The sequence below is a fragment of the Pseudomonas kuykendallii genome, assembly GCF_900106975.1.
Taxonomy (GTDB): Bacteria; Pseudomonadota; Gammaproteobacteria; order Pseudomonadales; family Pseudomonadaceae; genus Pseudomonas_O; species Pseudomonas_O kuykendallii.
Map to the genome: position 1 here is coordinate 23,775 of NZ_FNNU01000003.1, position 17,403 is coordinate 41,177.

Consider the following 17,403-nt stretch of genomic DNA (forward strand, 5'->3'; position numbering starts at 1 on the left):
TCATGTCCTGGATCGATATATTTGCATATCGCGAAATGCCGATATAAAGTTCGCCCCATCGCGATATACCGTTTTACCGGAACACCAGAGAACCCCATGGCCCTCGACCTCGACGACATCATCAAAGCGCTGGCTCACCCGGTACGCCGGGAAATCCTGCACTGGCTGAAGGACCCGCACGCGCATTTCACCGAGCAGGACCATCCGTTCGAGATGGGTGTCTGTGCCGGCAAGATCGACGCGCGCGCCGGGCTGTCGCAATCGACGATTTCCGCGCACCTGGCGACCTTGCAGCGTGCCGGCCTGATCAGCAGCAAGAAGATCGGCCAATGGAGTTTCTTCAGCCGCAACGATGCGGTGATTCGCGAATTCCTCCAGCAGTTGAGCGACGAGCTTTGAACGACTGCTAGCAGGACCTGGTCCTGCCCTGGCCCTTTGGCCACTGCCACCACTGAATTACATCAGGAGCCGGCGCATGCCTACTTCGCTTCTCGTACTCGCTTTGTCCGCGTTTGCCATCGGCACCACCGAATTCGTCATCATGGGCCTGCTGCCCGAGGTGGCCGCCGACCTGCGCGTCTCCATCCCCGGTGCCGGCTGGCTGGTCACCGGTTACGCCCTGGGTGTCGCCATCGGCGCGCCCTTCATGGCCATGGCCACGGCGCGCCTGCCGCGCAAGGGCGCCCTGCTGGTGCTGATGAGCTTCTTCATCGCCGGCAATCTGTTCTGTGCGCTGGCCGCCAACTACGACCTGCTGATGCTCGCCCGGGTAGTCACCGCGCTCTGCCACGGCGCCTTCTTCGGCATCGGTTCGGTGGTCGCCGCCAGCCTGGTGCCGGCCAACCGCCGCGCCTCCGCGGTGGCGCTGATGTTCACCGGTCTGACACTGGCCAACGTGCTCGGCGTGCCGCTGGGCACCGCGCTCGGCCAGACCGCTGGCTGGCGTTCGACCTTCTGGGCGGTGACGCTGATTGGCGTGGTGGCCCTGATCGGCCTGTGGAAAGTGCTGCCGAACAGGCACGACGAGGAAAAGACCGACCTGCGCGCCGAGCTGCGCGCACTCAGCGGCGCCGGTGTGTGGCTGGCGCTGAGCACCACGGTGCTGTTCGCCGCCTCGATGTTCGCCCTGTTCACCTACGTCGCGCCGCTGCTCGGCGAAGTCACCGGCGTGTCGCCACGCGGGGTGACCTGGACGCTGCTGCTGATCGGCCTGGGTCTCACCGTCGGTAACGTGATCGGCGGGCGTCTGGCCGACTGGCGCCTGCGCACCACGATGCTCGGCGTGTTCGCCGCGATGGCACTGGTGTCCACCGCGCTGAGCTGGACCAGCCAGGCCCTGGTGCCGACCGAAATCACCCTGTTCCTCTGGGCCGCCGCCTCCTTCGCCGCCGTGCCGGCGTTGCAGGTCAACGTGGTCGCCTTCGGCCAGGGCGCACCGAACCTGGTTTCCACCCTGAACATCGGCGCCTTCAACGTCGGCAACGCGCTGGGCGCCTGGGTCGGCGGACTGGTCATCGACCAGGGCCTCGGCCTGACCCGCGTTCCCCTGGCCGCCGCCGTACTCGCCGTGCTGGCGCTGATCGCCACGCTGATCACCTTCAGCACCGGCAAAGCCCGTCTCATGTCTGTAACCGAATGACCAACGCAACCGGAGTAACGAACATGCCTACGCTTTTCGATCCCATCAAAGTCGGCGACCTCGAGTTGCCCAACCGCATCATCATGGCGCCGCTGACCCGCTGCCGCGCCGACGCCGGCCGCGTGCCCAACGCGCTGATGGCCGAGTACTACGTGCAGCGCGCCTCGGCCGGGCTGATCATCAGCGAGGCCACCTCGGTCACGCCAATGGGCGTCGGCTACCCCGACACCCCCGGCATCTGGTCCGAGGAACAGGTCGCCGGCTGGAGCAACATCACCCAGGCCGTGCATGCCAACGGCGGACGCATCGTCCTGCAGCTGTGGCACGTCGGGCGGATTTCCGACCCGCTGTACCTCGACGGTGAACTGCCGGTGGCGCCGAGCGCGCTGAAACCGGCCGGCCACGTCAGCCTGGTGCGCCCGATGAAAGAGTTCGTCACCCCGCGCGCGCTGGAGACAGCGGAGATCGCAGGCATCGTCGAGGCCTATCGCAAGGGTGCCGAGAACGCCAAGCGCGCCGGTTTCGACGGCGTGGAAATCCACGGCGCCAACGGCTATCTGCTCGACCAGTTCCTGCAGGACTCGACCAACCAGCGCGACGACCAGTACGGCGGCTCGCTGGAAAACCGTGCCCGCCTGATGCTGGAAGTCACCGACGCGGTCCTCGGCGTCTGGGCGCCGGGCCGTGTCGGCATGCACCTGGCGCCGCGCGCCGATTCCCACGACATGGGCGACTCGAACCGCGCCGAGACCTTCGGCTACGTGGCACGCGAGCTGGGCAAGCGCGGCATCGCCTTCATCTGCGCCCGCGAGAAGGAAGCCGACGACAGCCTCGGTCCGCAACTCAAGCGCCAGTTCGGCGGCATGTACATCGCCAACGAACGCTTCACCAAGGAGCAGGCCAACGCCTGGCTGGAAAGCGGCAAGGCCGACGCGGTCGCCTTCGGCGTCCCCTTCATCGCCAACCCGGACCTGCCGGCACGCCTGGAGGCCGATGCGCCGTTGAACACGCCGCACCCGGAAACCTTCTACGGCCAGGGCCCGGTCGGCTACATCGACTACCCGCGCCTGTGAGGCATCAGCCGCAATGAAAAAGCCCCGCGATTGCGGGGCTTTTTTTGGTTCGGCGCAGGGTGGGAAAGCTAATCGTAGAGTGGGCTTCAGCCAACCGCCCCACCCCAAAAGCCACCGACGGTGGGCTGAAGCCCACCCTACCGTCGCTCATCAGCGGGCGTTGAGTTGCTGCTGCAGGTTCTGCACCTGGCTCTGCAGCGTGCTGATGTTGCGGGTCATCTGCGCGCGGAAGGCGTCGAACTCGGCGGTTGCGGGGCCGCCCTGCGCTTGCGCCGGACGGTTGTCCAGCTCGCTGCGCAGTACCAGCAGGTCCTGTTGCAGGCTGTTGATGGCCTGGCTCGGGTTCTGCTTCTTCAGCGTCTGCACATCGGCGGAAAGGCTCTTGAGCTGCGGCTCGAACTGTTCGACCTGGGTCGACAGGCTCTTCACCTGGTTGGTCAGCTTGCCCAGGTCGCCCTGGCTGCCCTTCAGGGTTTCGACGTCGCCGGCGAGGCTTTTCAGGCGACCGTCCGCGGAACTCTGCAGGGCCGCCAAGTCCTTGCTCAACTGGTCGGCGCGCTGGTCCTGGCTGGCCTGCTGGGTGACCAGCGTCTGCTGCTGTTTGCCGATGTCGGCGAGCTTGGTCTGCAACTGTTTCACCTGCAGCTTGAGCGCCTCGCTGCCGCTGGTGACGTTGGACTCGGTGGCCACCACCTTGCCGGTAATGTCCTGGATGCGCCCGGCGGCTTCCTCGCTGATCCGCGCGAAGCTTTCCTGGGTCGCCACCAGTTGCTGCTCCATCAGCGAGATCTGCTGGTAGCTCCACCAGCCCAGACCGCCGAGGGCGATGACCAGCGCCAGCACCAGCGCCCACAGCGGACCGGTGCCGCTGCGCGGCGCCTTGGCCGGGCGCTGGTTGCCGTAGCGCACCGGCTCGGGATCGACATCGCGGGCGAAATCGTCGCGGTCGCGCGCGCTGGTGGTCAGGCTGGGCACGTTGTCCAGTTCGTCGAGAGCATCGTTGCGCATGGGTCGCCTTCTGTCGCCGGTTTGCGAGGCGCGCAGTATACCGGTTCACGACCGCTGCTTCAGCGCTGAGCATCGAGTGACAAAATGCTCCGCGGGGGTGCAGTGGCATTAGGCCGCCATGGCCGCAACGCCAGGAAACACGTTGGTGGGTGATCTGGTACGCCCTTTGCTAAATGACCGGGGACGCAGCCCTGGCTTTTTTCGCCGGCGCTGCTTCGGGGGCATGAGTGAATCCTGTCGGGCTGATCGAGGGGAGCAGTTCGAGAGTTTCAACCAACGGGGGAAGCGAAATGGAACTGACCAAGACCATGGTGGACTGCATGCAGAAGCTGCGGCGCCGCCTGCGTGACGAACAGGCGGTGGACATTCGCCTGAGCCAGACCGATGCGATCACGGCGATGCTGCTCGCTTGCCAGGAATCGACCAACGAGGACACCCGTGCAATGGGCGAACAGCTCAGCAGCCTGACCGGCGTGCGGCTGAAGGCACCCGAGTTGACCGAAGAACAGCTGATCGAAAAATACACCCGCTACGCCGGCCCGCTGCGCGGCTGAGTCAGCCCGGCGTCCGGCGCCATTCCTCGCAGAACTCGTCAAGCGCCGTCCACAGGCTGGTTTTCGGCTGGTAATCCAGGTACCGCCGAGCCCGGCCGATGTCCAGCGTGTAATCCTTCGCCATCACCGCCACGCCCAGGCGGAACAAGGCTGGCTGCGGCCGACCCGGCAGCAGCCGGCAGACCGTCTCGTTGAGCGTGGCGGCGGCGTAGGCCAGCGGATAGGCGACATGCCGCGTCACCGGCGGCAACTCCAGTCGCCGCAACACGTAATTCACCACGTCCCATAACGGCAGTGGCGCGCCGTTGCTGATGTTGTACACCTTGCCCAACGCCGGCCCGGCGGCCAGCAAGGCGCTGAGCAGCGCTTCGTTGAGGTTCTGCACGCTGGTGAAATCGGCCAGGTTGAGGCCGTTGCCGATGATCGCCAGCCGGCCCCGACGCTGCATCTCGATCAGCCGGGGAAACACGCTGTTGTCGCCCGCCCCGGTGACCAGCCGCGGACGCAGCGCCAGCACCTCCAGGCCGAACTCCTCGGCGCCGAAGACCTTCTGCTCGGCGAGGTACTTGGTCTTGCCGTAGTGATCGGAGAAGCGCCGCGGAATCTCGTCCTCGCTCAGGTTGAGATGCGAATGCCCGTGGAAGCCGATCGAGGGCGAAGACAGGTGCACCAGGCGCCGCACGCGCTGCTTAAGGCAGGCTTCGACGACGTTCTCGGTGAGCGTGACGTTGCCCCGGTAGAAATCCTCGTAGCGCCCCCAGGTACCGACCGCACCGGCGCAATGCACCACCGCCTCCACATCCCCACAGAGCGCGCGCGCCAGCTGCGGATCGGCCAGATCACCCGGGATGAACTCCGCGCCCCGCGCGATCAGCGGCGCGACCGCCTCCGCGCGGCGCGCGTTGATCCGCACCGCCAGCCCCCGCTCGAGGGCGAAGCGGGCAAAGCGCCCGCCGATGAACCCGCTCGCACCCGTCACCAGAATCTTCATCTATTGCTCCTCAGCCTGCCGATAACGGCCGGCACCGCGTCGCAGGATAAGGCCGGCAGGCCGGCATGACGACAGTCCGTCAGTCGGTTCGCGGGACCAGCACCCGTTCAGCCACCCGGCACAGCTGGCGCGTCAGCTCGCCGAGCAGCGGCCCGCCGTTGTGCCAGTGGTGCCAGTACATCGGCACGTCCACCGGACGCCCCGGCACCAGTTCGCGAACCCGGCCGTCATCCAGCAGTTCACGAACCTGCAGCTCCGGCACCATGCCCCAGCCCAGCCCGCTGGAGGTCAGCCGCAGGAACCCTTCGGACGACGGGCACAGGTGATAGTTGAAGCTGCCTTCCACGCCGAGCCCCGCCAGGTAGCGATGCTGCAGCGAATCGTCCGGACCGAAGACGATCGCCGGCGCGCGAGCCAGCTCGGTGGCGCCGGCGCCCTCGGGGAAATGCCGCGCGATGAACGCCGGGCTGGCCACCGCCCGATAGCGCATGGCGCCCAGCGCGACGCTGCGCGCGCCCGCCACCGGACGCTCTGTGGCGCACACGCAGGCCGCCACCTCGCCCACGCGCATGCGCTTGAGGCCGACATCCTGGTCCTCCACCACATGCTCGAGCAGCAGACGGTGCTCGGCGCAGAACGAGGCCACGGCGTCGGCCCACCAGGTGGCCAGGCTGTCGGCGTTGATCGAGATGCGCAGGCGCTCGGCTCCGCCTCCTTCGGCAAGACCCGGCACCTGGCCCTGCACGTCGCGCTCAAGCAGGCGCACTTGCTGCACATGGTTGAGCAGGCGCCGCCCCACCTCCGTGGGGCGCGGCGGCACCGCGCGCACCAGCACCGGCTGACCGACACGCGCCTCGAGCAGCTTGATGCGCTGCGATACCGCCGACTGCGAGAGGCCGAGCAATTGCGCGGCGCGTTCGAAACCGTTCTGTTCCACCACCGCGGCGAGCGCGGCCAGAAGTTTGTAATCGAACAATCGAATTTCCTAATGATGGATTAGCATAATTCGTTTTCCTTATACCCTCGTCGCTCACAGACTCGCCACCTCTTCCTCCCCAACCAAGGACACCGCGATGTGGCAGAGCTACTTGAACGGACTGCTGATGTGCGCCGGCCTGATCCTCGCCATCGGTGCGCAGAATGCCTTCGTGCTGGCCCAGGGCCTGCGCCGCGAGCATCACTGGCCGGTCGCTCTGCTCTGCATCCTCTGCGATGCGCTGCTGATCTGTGCCGGTGTGTTCGGCCTGGCGCGCCTGCTGGTGGAAAGCCAGTCGCTGCTCGCGGTCGCGCGCTGGGGTGGCGCGGCCTTCCTGCTGTTCTATGGCAGCCAGGCACTGCACCGCGCCGTGCGTCCTCAGGCGCTGGAGCAGAGCGCGGCCAGCACCCGCCGGCCGCTCAAGGCAGTGCTGCTGGCAACGCTGGCGGTGACCCTGCTCAACCCGCACGTCTACCTGGATACGGTGCTGCTGATCGGCTCGCTCGGTGCACAGCAACCGGTGCCCGGCGCCTTCGCCATGGGCGCGGCGAGCGCCTCGCTGCTGTGGTTCTGCGCGCTGGCGGCCGGTGCGGCCTGGCTGGCGCCCTGGCTGGCACGGCCGGCGACCTGGCGGGTCCTCGACCTGGCCGTGGCGGCGATGATGTTCAGCATCGCGGCGCAGCTGATTTTCAATCCTCCGCAATGAACGCCTGGCGCCAGCCGGGGTCCACGGTGAATCGGGCGCCCTCCCGAGCAGCCTGTCAGAAGTGCCTGTCCAGAGGCCCCGGCAGCGGGTTTCCCCCTACGTTTGTTGCGTGGTTTAGGGGGTTGCCCGGTGCTATGATCCAGGCTTCGCGGCAAGTAGGAGTAGCAAGCTCCAGCCGCATTGCTGGCCGACCGTGACGGCCTGGCGCCTGCCGCAAACGACCTGACCTGATGAATCAAGGAGATAAAAATGGCTTTCGAATTGCCGCCGCTGCCTTACGAAAAAACCGCCCTCGAGCCGCACATGTCCGCCGAGACGCTGGAATACCATCACGACAAACACCACAACACCTACGTGGTGAACCTGAACAACCTGGTTCCTGGCACCGAGTTCGAAGGCAAGGACCTGGAAACCATCATCAAGACCTCGTCCGGCGGTATCTTCAACAACGCCGCCCAGGTCTGGAACCACACCTTCTTCTGGAACTGTCTGGCCCCGAACGCCGGCGGCCAGCCGACCGGTGAACTGGCAAGCGCCATCGACGCCGCCTTCGGCTCGTTCGACAAGTTCAAGGAAGAGTTCGCCAAGACCACCATCGCCACGTTCGGCTCCGGCTGGGGCTGGCTGGTGAAGAAGGCCGACGGCTCGCTGGCCATCGTCAGCACCGGTGGCGCCGGCAACCCTCTCACCTCCGGCGACACCCCGCTGCTGACCTGCGACGTATGGGAGCACGCCTACTACATCGATTACCGCAATCTGCGCCCGAAATTCGTCGAGGCGTTCTGGAACCTGGTCAACTGGGACTTCGTGGCGAAGAACTACGCCGCCTGATCCGCTGTTCCGCACCATTGGAAAACCCGGCCTCGGCCGGGTTTTTTCTTTTCCGCGACTTCTGCCTGCCGCTAACGCCGCGGAAGTATTCTCTGCTTCCTTGCATGAACTGGAGCACGTGGAGGAACCGCCCATCCGGGCATTCTCCAAACCGCCGAATGGTCCTCAAGTCCCTCGGATGCGCACCGACAAAGTGCGCATCGTGGCTTAGCCCTGGGTTCGACTGCGCCGAAAATGCGCACCTGCGCAAAAAATCCCGTTAGCCGATGCTGGCCCTTTGACTGCCACAGCGCGATTGCCAATACTCCGCTTTGTCGGACGATTTGGCATACATAAGGAATCCCCTTTTGAAGCTGGAACTCAAGAACAGCTTGTCATTGAAGTTGCTCCGAGTGGTGCTGCTGGCAGCGCTCGTGGTAGGCGTGGTGCTCAGCTGCGCGCAGATCGTGTTCGACGTCTACAAGACCCGACAGACCATCACCAGCGATGCCCAGCGCATCCTGGCGATGTTTCGCGATCCATCGACACAAGCGGTCTACAGCCTCGACCGCGAGATGGGCATGCAGGTGATCGAAGGCCTGTTCCAGCACGAAGCCGTGCGCGTCGCCTCGATCGGCAACCCCACCGAGCCGATGCTCGCCGAGCGCGAACGCGGCCTGCTCGACACCCCGACGCGGATGCTCACCGACCCGATCCTCGGCAAGGAACAGACCTTCAGCACCCGCCTGGTCGGCCGCGCGCCCTACAGCGAGTACTACGGCGACCTCAGCATTACCCTGGATACCGCGCCCTACGGCGAGAGCTTCGTCACCAACTCGGTGATCATCTTCGTCTCCGGCGTGCTGCGCGCACTGGCGATGGGCCTGGCGCTGTACCTGGTCTACCACTGGCTGTTGACCAAGCCGCTGTCGAAAATAATCGAGCACCTCACCAACATCAATCCGGACCGCCCCAGCCAGCACAAGCTGCCGATGCTCAAGGGCAACGAGAAGAACGAACTGGGCCTGTGGATTCACACCGCCAACGAGCTGCTCTCCTCGATCGAACGCAACACCAACCTGCGCCATGAGGCGGAAAACAGCCTGTTGCGCATGTCCCAGTACGACTTCCTCACCGGGCTGCCGAATCGCCAGCAGCTGCAGGGCCAGCTGGACCAGATCCTCGAGGACGCCGGACGCCGGCAACGCCGGGTAGCGGTACTCTGCGTCGGCCTGGACGACTTCAAGGGAATCAACGAACAGTTCAGCTACCAGACCGGCGACCACCTGCTGCTGGCCCTGGCCGACCGCCTGCGCAGCCACAGCGGACGGCTCGGCACCCTGGCGCGGCTGGGCGGCGACCAGTTCGCCCTGGTCCAGGCCGACATCGAACAGCCCTACGAAGCGGCGGAGCTGGCGCAGAGCATTCTCGACGACCTCGAACTGCCCTTCCCGCTCGACGAACAGTCCGTCCTGCTGCGCGCCACCATCGGCATCACCCTGTTCCCGGAAGACGGCGACAGCACCGAGAAGCTGCTGCAGAAAGCCGAACAGACGATGACCCTGGCGAAAAGCCGCTCGCGCAACCGCTATCAGTTCTACATCGCCAGCGTCGACAGCGAGATGCGCAGACGCCGCGAACTCGAGAAGGACCTGCGCGACGCGCTAGCACTGGAACAGCTGCACGTGGTCTATCAACCCCAGGTGGATTACCGCAACCACCGCGTCACCGGGGTCGAAGCGCTGCTGCGCTGGCAGCATCCGCAACACGGCTTCGTCCCGCCGGACCTGTTCATTCCGCTGGCGGAGCAGAACGGCACCATCATCCCGATCGGCGAGTGGGTGCTCGACCAGGCCTGCCGCCAACTGCGCGAATGGCATGACCAGGGCTTCAGCGAACTGCGCATGGCGGTCAATCTGTCCACCGTACAGTTGCACCACGCCGAGTTGCCGCGGGTGGTCAACAACCTGATGCAGGTCTATCGCCTGCCGCCGCGCAGCCTGGAGCTGGAGGTCACCGAAACCGGCCTGATGGAAGACATCACCACCGCCGCGCAGCATCTGCTCAGCCTGCGCCGCTCCGGCGCGCTGATCGCCATCGACGACTTCGGTACCGGCTATTCGTCGTTGAGCTATCTGAAAAGCCTGCCGCTGGACAAGATCAAGATCGACAAGAGCTTCGTTCAGGACCTGCTGGAAGACGAGGACGACGCCACCATCGTTCGCGCCATCATCCAGCTCGGCAAGAGTCTCGGCATGCAGGTGATCGCCGAGGGCGTGGAGACCGTGGAGCAGGAGGCGTACATCATCGCCCAGGGCTGCCACGAGGGTCAGGGCTACCTCTACAGCAAGCCGCTGTCGGCCCGCGAACTGAGCCAGTACCTGCGCCAGTCGAAGCGCCTGAACCAGACGCCCGTGCCCACCCACAACTGAACGCCGCCGCTCGCTTCGGACGAAGCGACGAGATCAGCCGCCGCCAGCGCCCGCCAATGGCGGCGGACCTTCGCGCCAGTCGGGATTCGATCAGGCACTCCGCCGAAATGCAGCCAAGCCTCGCTGGACGCGCGCTCAGGCACCTCCCAGCCGCAGTCTTGCCGCTCTCGCTCGCGTCTGTGGCGCAGGACATTTATCCGTCTCGGCATTCCTTCCACGGGATCGAAACAACCGGAACTGCGGCTTCGCTGCGCAGGTTAAATGCGACAGAACACTTTTCAACAATGAAAATCTTTCGCATTATGTGGCGGTTTTCCACCCTTCACATCGCTCCATCACCCAGATGCAAAGGAACCCGCACATGATTCGTAAGCCCCTGGCTGCCGCCAGCCTCCTGGCCATTGCCATTTCCATCGCCGGCTGTGGCGATGACAAGGAAAAAGCACCTGCGCAACAAGCCAGCGCTCCTGCTCCCGCCGCCGCTCCGGCCGCCAGCAGTGCACCGGCTGCAGCCAGTGCGGCCACGGTCGACGAAGCCGCCGCCAAGCAGGTGATCGTTCACTATGCGGACATGGCCTCCGCCGTCTTCGACGACGCCCTGAGCACCGCGCAGAACCTGCAGAAAGCCGTCGACGCCTTCCTCGCCAACCCGAGCACCGCGACCCAGGACGCCGCCAAGAAGGCCTGGCTGGCCGCTCGCGTCCCGTACATGCAGAGCGAAGTCTTCCGCTTCGGCAATACCATCGTCGACGACTGGGAAGGTCAGGTGAACGCCTGGCCGCTGGACGAAGGCCTGATCGATTACGTCGCCAAGGACACCCAGTCCGCGCTGGGCAACCCGGCCGCCACCGCCAACATCATCGCCAACACCGAGATCCAGGTCGGCGAAGACAAGATCGACGTCAGCGAAATCACCGGTGAGAAGCTCGCCAGCCTGAACGAGCTGGGCGGTTCCGAAGCCAACGTCGCCACCGGCTACCACGCCATCGAGTTCCTCCTCTGGGGCCAGGACCTGAACGGTACCGGCCCTGGCGCCGGCGAACGTCCGGCCAGCGATTACCTGACTGGCGAAGGCGCCACCGGCGGCCACAACGACCGTCGTCGTGCCTACCTGAAAGCCGCGACCGACCTGCTGGTCAGCGACCTGGAAGAGATGTCCGGCCAGTGGAAAGCCGGTGTCGCCGACAACTACCGCGCCACCCTGGAAGCCGAACCGGTCGAGAACGGCCTGCGCAAGATGCTCTTCGGCATGGGCAGCCTGTCCCTCGGCGAACTGGCCGGCGAGCGCATGAAGGTCGCGCTGGAAGCCAACTCCACCGAAGACGAGCACGACTGCTTCAGCGATAACACGCACAACTCGCACTTCTACAACGGCAAGGGCATCCGCAACGTCTACCTCGGCGAGTACAAGCGAGTCGACGGCACCACGCTGACCGGCGCCAGCCTGTCTTCCCTGGTCGCCAAGGCCGACGCGGAGACGGACAACACCGTCAAGGCCGACCTGCAGGACACCGAAGCCAAGCTGCAGGCGATGGTCGACAGCGCCGAGAAGGACAACGTCCATTTCGACCAACTGATCGCCGCCGACAATGCCAAGGGCCAGCAGATCGTTCGCGACGCCATCGCCGCACTGGTCAAGCAGACCGGAGCCATCGAGCAGGCCGCCGCCAAGCTGGGCATCAGCGACCTGAAGCCGGATAACGCCGATCACGAGTTCTGATCGAGCGCATCGCCAGGCAACACAACGGATGCGCTTTCGGGCGCATCCGTCTTTTCCGGCGCGACACTTCGTCCCGCGTGCAAACGAAAATCTCTCTTATTCACGACCAGGTGCCCTGCTAAGCTTGCTCGCCGCCTCGTTCAGGACACTCTCGATGCTCCCCCTGCTCCGCCTGTCACCGCTGTTTCTGGCACTGCTTGTCAGCGCTTGCGACGACAACCCCCGCTTCACCCAGGCCGAGCCCGGCGAAGCCCTCTCCGGCGGCGCCACCACCGTATTCCAGACCGACCGCAACGCCTTCGCGATGCCCTCGGCCAACCTGTCCAACACCCGCAGCCTCGACTTCAGCGTCGGCAACAGCTTCTTCCGCAACCCCTGGGTCACCGCCCCCACTGCCACCACCGCGCGCGACGGTCTCGGGCCGCTGTTCAATACCAACGCCTGCCAGAACTGCCATGTTCGCGACGGCCGCGGCCAGCCGCCCGGCGAAAACGCGGTGCACGCGGTCTCCATGCTGGTACGCCTGTCGATTCCCGCCAGCCCCGCCGATGCCAAGGTTCTCGAACACCTGGGCGTGGTCCCCGAGCCAACCTATGGCGGGCAGTTCCAGGACATGGCGATTCCCGGGGTCGCTCCCGAAGGCAAGATCCGCGTCGACTACAGCCCGCTCCCGGTGACCTTCGCCGACGGCAGCGTGGTCGAACTGCGCAAGCCGACCCTGCGCCTGAGCGACCTCAACTACGGCCCCATGCATCCGCAGACCATGACCTCGGCCCGCGTCGCGCCGCCGATGATCGGCCTCGGCTTGCTCGAGGCGATTTCCGAAGCGGACATCCTCGCCAACGCCGATCCGGAGGATCGCGACGGCAACGGCATATCCGGACGCCCCAACCGCGTCTGGGACATGCGCAAGGGCGAAACCGTGCTCGGCCGCTTCGGCTGGAAAGCCGGCCAGCCGACCATCGAGCAGCAAAGCGCGCACGCCTTCTCCGGCGACATGGGCCTGACCACGTCGCTGCTGCCGCACGACGACTGCACGCCGAACCAGGTCGACTGCCTGAATGCCGTGAATGGCGGCGTCCCGGAAGTCAGCGACAACATCCTTTCCAAGGTCGTCTTCTACTCGCGCAACCTGGCCGTTCCGGCACGCCGCGATGTCGACGCCGCACAGGTCCTGGCCGGCAAATCGGCGTTCTTCCAGGCCGGCTGCCAGCAATGCCACATGCCGCAGTTCAAGACCCGCGCCGATGCCGCCGAACCCGAGCTGGCGAACCAGGAGATCCGCCCCTACAGCGACCTCCTGTTGCACGACATGGGCGAAGGCCTCGCCGATCACCGCGGCGAGTTCCAGGCCAGCGGCAGCGAATGGCGTACCGCTCCGCTGTGGGGAATCGGCCTCAGCGAGGCGGTGACCGGCCATACGCAGTTCCTTCACGACGGCCGCGCGCGTAACCTTCTCGAAGCCATTCTCTGGCACGGCGGCGAAGCCGAACCGGCCAAGCAGCACGTACTCGCTTTCGATGCCGAGCAACGCACCGCGTTGCTGGCTTTCCTGAATTCCCTCTGAAAAGGAGCGCAGATGTTTCGCCCCCGACTTCTCCTGACAGGCCTCGCCATCGCGCTGGGCGCCTGCTCTCCGCAGGACCAGCAGGCCGCCACCAGTGCCGCCATCGCCCAACAGGTCATCCTGCCGACCTACAGCCGCTGGGCCGAGGCCGACAAGCAGCTGGCCGCCAGCGCCCTGGCCTTCTGTGAAGGCAAGCAGGACCTGGCACAGGCCCGCGAGGCCTTCCTCCGGGCGCAGAAAGCCTGGGCCGAACTGCAACCGCTGCTGATCGGCCCGCTGGCCGAAGGCAACCAGGCCTGGCAGGTGCAGTTCTGGCCGGACAAGAAGAACCTGGTCGCCCGTCAGGTCGAGCAGCTGGTCAAGTCCGACACTCCGCTGACCGGCGAAAGCCTGGCCAAGTCCAGCATCGTCGTGCAGGGCCTCAGCGCCTACGAGTACGTGCTCTTCGACAGCGGCCTGGACCTCGCCGACGCCGAGCAGAAGGCCCGCTACTGCCCGCTGCTGGAGGCCATCGGCGCGCACCAGCAGGCGCTCTCCGAACAGATCCTCGCCGGCTGGCAGAAGAACGACGGCATGCTCGCGCAGATGAGCAAGTTCCCCAACGCGCGCTATGCCGAGTCCAAGGAAGCCATTTCCGACCTGCTGCGGGTCCAGGTCACCGCCCTGGATTCGCTGAAGAAGAAACTCGGCGCCCCGCTCGGCCGGCAGACCAAGGGCATTCCGCAGCCGTTCCAGGCCGAGGCCTGGCGCAGCCATGCCTCCCTGTCGAACCTCGCGGCGAGCCTGGAAAGCGCCGAACACGTCTGGTCGGGCGTTGACGGCAAAGGCCTGAAGGCCCTGATCGGCACCGAGCACAAAGACCTCATCGACAAGATCGACGCCGCCTATGCCGACAGCCGCCGGCAGATGGCCGCGCTGCGACCGCCGCTGGACGACCTGCTGAAGACCGACCAGGGTCGCGCGCAGCTGAACGCCTTCTACGACAGCCTGAACGTGGTCCACCGGCTGCACGAGCTGGAACTCGCCCGCGTGCTGGGCGTGCAGCTCGGCTTCAACGCCAACGACGGGGACTGATTCGGGAGAGTCGACGATGCTGCGCCACGTACAGAACCTCGGCAACGCACTGCTCAAGGCCGTGACCTCGGGTGACTGGAAGCTCAACCGGCAGACCACACAGCCGCTGCTGCTGTCGGCTCGCGACGATGCCGACGGCGGCCATTACGCGGTCGGCTACCGCCTCGACGGCAGCCCGGCGTTCGTCACGCGGGTCGGCCTGCGCTGTCACGCCATCGTCCAGCATCCGGGCAAGCCGCTGGCGCTTTTCGTGGCGCGCCGGCCGGGCACCGAGAGCTACCTGATCGACCTGCGCGACGGCCGCCTGCTGCAGACGCTGAAGTCCAACGCCGACCGGCATTTCTACGGGCATGGCGTGTTCCACAGGGACGGCGAGTGGCTCTACGCCACCGAGAACGACACCCGCGACCCGGGGCGCGGACGGCTCGGGGTCTACCGCTTCGACGGCGAACGGCTGATTCATACCGGCGAGCTTTCGACCCACGGGCTGGGCCCGCATGAGGTGTCATGGATGCCTGACGGGGAAACCCTGGTCGTCGCCAATGGCGGCATTCGCACCGAGGCCGAAAGCCGGGTCGAGATGAACCTGGATGCGATGGAGCCGAGTCTGGTCCTGATGCGCCGCGACGGCAGCCTGATCAGCCGCGAGACGCTCCCCGAACAGATGAACAGCGTGCGTCACCTGGCAATCGCCGCGGACGGCACCATCGTCGCCTGCCAGCAGTACATGGGCGCCAGCCACGACCGCGCCGCGCTGCTGGCGATCAAGCGTCCCGGCGAGGCGTTCATGCCGTTCCCGGTCGAGGAGCCGCAACGCCAGGCGATGGCGCAGTACACCGCCAGCGTGGCGATCAACGACGCGATGCGCCTGGTCGCGCTGACCGCGCCCCGCGGCAACCGTTTCTTCGTTTGGGATCTGGACAGCGGCGCGTTGCGCCTGGATGCACCGCTGCCCGACTGCGCGGGCGTCGCCGCGGTGGAACAGGGTTTCGTGGTCACGTCCGGCCAGGGGCGCTGCCGCCTCTACGACTGCCGCGCCGGCGCCATCGAGGTTCGGCCGCTGGAACTGCCCAGCGGGCTCTGGGACAACCACCTGCACGTGGCGTAACGTACCTGCGGCGCCTTCATCGCGGAGGCGCCGGTTCGATCAGCTGGGGGCGCGCAGGCCCTGGGCCAGGCTGAACATCAGCAACAGCAGGTCTTCGTCAGGTTGCGGCTGGACCTTCGCCCGCAGGTTGCCCGGCATCGGGCAATTCTTCGCCAGGCTCGGAAGCCCGCTGATCACCTTCGGCGCGGGCTCCGTCCAGGACGCTACGGCCAGGGAGGCGACGCCCAGCGCCGCGCAGAGAAACAGACCTCGAGCGATTTCTAGTCTCATCACTGCAACCCTTTGATTGGCCTACCGAACGCCGCTCGGTAAACGTAGATCAGCTTCGCCCACTCGGCGGCGCTGAACGACGAATGGCGCCTCAGCTGCCGCAGGTCGTGCTGCGCGGCGTGGCTCCGGGTCAGCCGGCGGCGGCTTTTTTCCAGATCGAGCAACGCCACTTCGGCGCGCGCGTCGGCGCCCTCCCCGTTGACCCGCACGAACACGTGCTTTCCATACATGCAGCCATGCTGCCAGCGCGCGCGGTGCATGCGCGCCAGGGTGGCCGCCAGTTGGTGCAGCAGTTGCTCGTGCAGACGTTCGTCGTAACGCTCGCGCGCACCGCTGGCGTACCAGGCATCGAGATCCTGGAAACCGTCGAGCGCCTCGGTGACCAGCAGTCCGCGCCAGCCGGTATCGGCACTGAACGAGGTGGAGCAGTGCACGACATTCGGCACGCGCACGCCCAGGTCGGTCATGCGGCGCAGCGCATCGTGCTCGCGCAGCACCGTGGGCCGGCCGAGCGGATAACGCAGGCTGCGATACAGATGGCCAACCTGGCGTTTGGCATAGAGCACGCGGTCCATCTCCTGCAACCGCTGCACACCGCTCTCCCCGCCACGCCGCTGGTTGGGTTGCTCGACCCAGTCACCCTGGCGCTGCCACCAGCCATCGAAGGTGTCGAGCGGTGGCGCGGACGGCGGAAGGTCCGGCGTCTGCATCTCGAGGCAGTTCATGCCCACATGTCCTTGCGCAGAACGTAGACGCGCCACATCGCGTACAGTGGCAGGAAATCCAGGTGACGCTGGATGCTGAAACCGGCGTCGGCGAACTCCTGTTCGATGGTTTGCGCGGGAATCACGAAACGGTTCTGGAAGTCCGCATCATCGGCGCCCTGTTGCCGGCGCTGCTCCAGGCGCTTGCGCCGCCAGGACTTGTAGTTGCCGTCCACCCACAGCGAAACGATCAGGCTGTCGCGAGTCACGCGGTGGCACTCGCTGAGCATCTTCTGCCGGTCCGCCGCGTTGCCGACGTGATGCAGCAGGCGCATGCAGAAAATGCTGTCCACCGAATTGTCCGGCAGATCGATGGCGAAGGCCGAGGTCTGCAGCGTCTGCACGCGTCGGGTGACCGATTCTGGCTGGCGCTGCATGGCCACCTTCAGCATGTCCGCCGAATTGTCGGCGCCGATGATCACGCGGTTCTGGCGTTCGGCGAGCAGCGGCCAGAAGCGCCCGGCGCCGCACGGCAGGTCGAGGACCAGGCTCGGCTCGCCGGCGATCTGCAGGGCGCGGCGGGCCAGTTGCTCGTCGCGTCTGTGGGAGAGCGTGCGCCAGAATCCGTCGGCGTGTTTCCGTCCATAGGCTTCGGCATGCTCGCGATCGTACTTGTGGGAGAACTCAAGATCGACGGTATCGCTCATGGAAAAGGCCACTACTGGGAAAGATGGCGGCACCTTATCCAGCGAGCCGTCAACCGGGAGTCAA

The 17,403-nt window shown here is 65.9% G+C and carries 17 protein-coding genes; 11 read left to right on the forward strand and 6 right to left on the reverse strand.

The window, feature by feature from the left end:
* The first annotated feature begins 96 nt into the window (after positions 1-96).
* From BLV15_RS10165 to BLV15_RS10175, 3 genes are all read left to right on the forward strand, one after another.
* Positions 97-399, forward strand: coding sequence for an ArsR/SmtB family transcription factor (locus tag BLV15_RS10165; RefSeq protein ID WP_090227515.1), 303 nt, complete (start codon positions 97-99; stop codon positions 397-399).
* Between the two features lie 76 nt (positions 400-475).
* The gene (locus tag BLV15_RS10170; RefSeq protein ID WP_090227517.1) at positions 476-1,639 is read left to right on the forward strand and encodes an MFS transporter; all 1,164 of its coding nucleotides are present in this window, start codon (positions 476-478) and stop codon (positions 1,637-1,639) included.
* A 23-nt stretch (positions 1,640-1,662) separates the two neighbouring features.
* On the forward strand, positions 1,663-2,712 hold the full coding sequence (locus tag BLV15_RS10175) for an alkene reductase (protein WP_090227520.1): 1,050 nt from the start codon (positions 1,663-1,665) through the stop codon (positions 2,710-2,712).
* A 150-nt stretch (positions 2,713-2,862) separates the two neighbouring features.
* Here the strand turns inward: BLV15_RS10175 and BLV15_RS10180 are convergent, their stop codons facing one another.
* A complete protein-coding gene (locus BLV15_RS10180) occupies positions 2,863-3,720 on the reverse strand; it encodes an ATPase (RefSeq protein ID WP_090227523.1) in 858 nt (285 codons plus the stop codon).
* A 290-nt stretch (positions 3,721-4,010) separates the two neighbouring features.
* Here BLV15_RS10180 and BLV15_RS10185 point away from each other — a divergent pair, with 290 nt between their 5' ends.
* Positions 4,011-4,274 carry a hypothetical protein gene (locus BLV15_RS10185; protein WP_090227526.1) on the forward strand — a complete coding sequence of 88 codons (264 nt, stop codon included), beginning with the start codon at positions 4,011-4,013 and terminating at the stop codon, positions 4,272-4,274.
* A 1-nt stretch (position 4,275) separates the two neighbouring features.
* On the opposite strand, the gene BLV15_RS10190 is transcribed toward BLV15_RS10185, so the two are convergent.
* A complete protein-coding gene (locus BLV15_RS10190) occupies positions 4,276-5,265 on the reverse strand; it encodes an NAD-dependent epimerase/dehydratase family protein (protein ID WP_090227529.1) in 990 nt (329 codons plus the stop codon).
* Positions 5,266-5,344: 79 nt separating this feature from the next.
* Positions 5,345-6,241 (reverse strand): LysR family transcriptional regulator ArgP, encoded by an 897-nt coding sequence (locus tag BLV15_RS10195; protein WP_090227531.1) that lies wholly within the window; start codon positions 6,239-6,241, stop codon positions 5,345-5,347.
* 97 nt (positions 6,242-6,338) lie between these two features.
* On the opposite strand from BLV15_RS10195, the gene BLV15_RS10200 reads away from it, so the two are divergent.
* The 7 genes from BLV15_RS10200 (at position 6,339) to BLV15_RS10230 (ending at position 15,658) form a co-directional block, all read left to right on the forward strand.
* A complete protein-coding gene (locus BLV15_RS10200) occupies positions 6,339-6,947 on the forward strand; it encodes a LysE/ArgO family amino acid transporter (protein WP_090227534.1) in 609 nt (202 codons plus the stop codon).
* Positions 6,948-7,196: 249 nt separating this feature from the next.
* Positions 7,197-7,778, forward strand: a complete 582-nt coding sequence (locus tag BLV15_RS10205; protein ID WP_090227537.1) for a superoxide dismutase — start codon at positions 7,197-7,199, stop codon at positions 7,776-7,778.
* A gap of 347 nt (positions 7,779-8,125) precedes the next feature.
* The gene (locus BLV15_RS10210) at positions 8,126-10,189 is read left to right on the forward strand and encodes a putative bifunctional diguanylate cyclase/phosphodiesterase (RefSeq protein ID WP_090227539.1); all 2,064 of its coding nucleotides are present in this window, start codon (positions 8,126-8,128) and stop codon (positions 10,187-10,189) included.
* A gap of 361 nt (positions 10,190-10,550) precedes the next feature.
* Entirely contained in the window at positions 10,551-11,909 is a 1,359-nt protein-coding gene (locus tag BLV15_RS10215; protein ID WP_090227542.1) for an imelysin family protein, read from the forward strand.
* Between the two features lie 154 nt (positions 11,910-12,063).
* Complete coding sequence (locus BLV15_RS10220; protein ID WP_090227544.1) at positions 12,064-13,476, forward strand: di-heme oxidoreductase family protein; 1,413 nt, start codon at positions 12,064-12,066, stop codon at positions 13,474-13,476.
* A gap of 12 nt (positions 13,477-13,488) precedes the next feature.
* Complete coding sequence (locus BLV15_RS10225; RefSeq protein WP_090227547.1) at positions 13,489-14,550, forward strand: imelysin family protein; 1,062 nt, start codon at positions 13,489-13,491, stop codon at positions 14,548-14,550.
* Positions 14,551-14,566: 16 nt separating this feature from the next.
* The gene (locus BLV15_RS10230) at positions 14,567-15,658 is read left to right on the forward strand and encodes a DUF1513 domain-containing protein (protein ID WP_090227550.1); all 1,092 of its coding nucleotides are present in this window, start codon (positions 14,567-14,569) and stop codon (positions 15,656-15,658) included.
* A 39-nt stretch (positions 15,659-15,697) separates the two neighbouring features.
* Here the strand turns inward: BLV15_RS10230 and BLV15_RS10235 are convergent, their stop codons facing one another.
* Genes BLV15_RS10235 through BLV15_RS10245 form a run of 3 tightly spaced genes read right to left on the reverse strand, consistent with a single transcriptional unit; the run spans position 15,698 to position 17,339 of the window.
* A complete protein-coding gene (locus BLV15_RS10235) occupies positions 15,698-15,928 on the reverse strand; it encodes a hypothetical protein (protein WP_090227552.1) in 231 nt (76 codons plus the stop codon).
* Positions 15,928-16,653, reverse strand: a complete 726-nt coding sequence (locus tag BLV15_RS10240; protein ID WP_245728168.1) for a lipopolysaccharide kinase InaA family protein — start codon at positions 16,651-16,653, stop codon at positions 15,928-15,930. The genes BLV15_RS10235 and BLV15_RS10240 overlap by 1 nt, the downstream gene beginning before the upstream one ends.
* Complete coding sequence (locus tag BLV15_RS10245; protein WP_090229021.1) at positions 16,650-17,339, reverse strand: class I SAM-dependent methyltransferase; 690 nt, start codon at positions 17,337-17,339, stop codon at positions 16,650-16,652. The genes BLV15_RS10240 and BLV15_RS10245 overlap by 4 nt, the downstream gene beginning before the upstream one ends.
* Between the last annotated feature and the right edge of the window lie 64 nt (positions 17,340-17,403).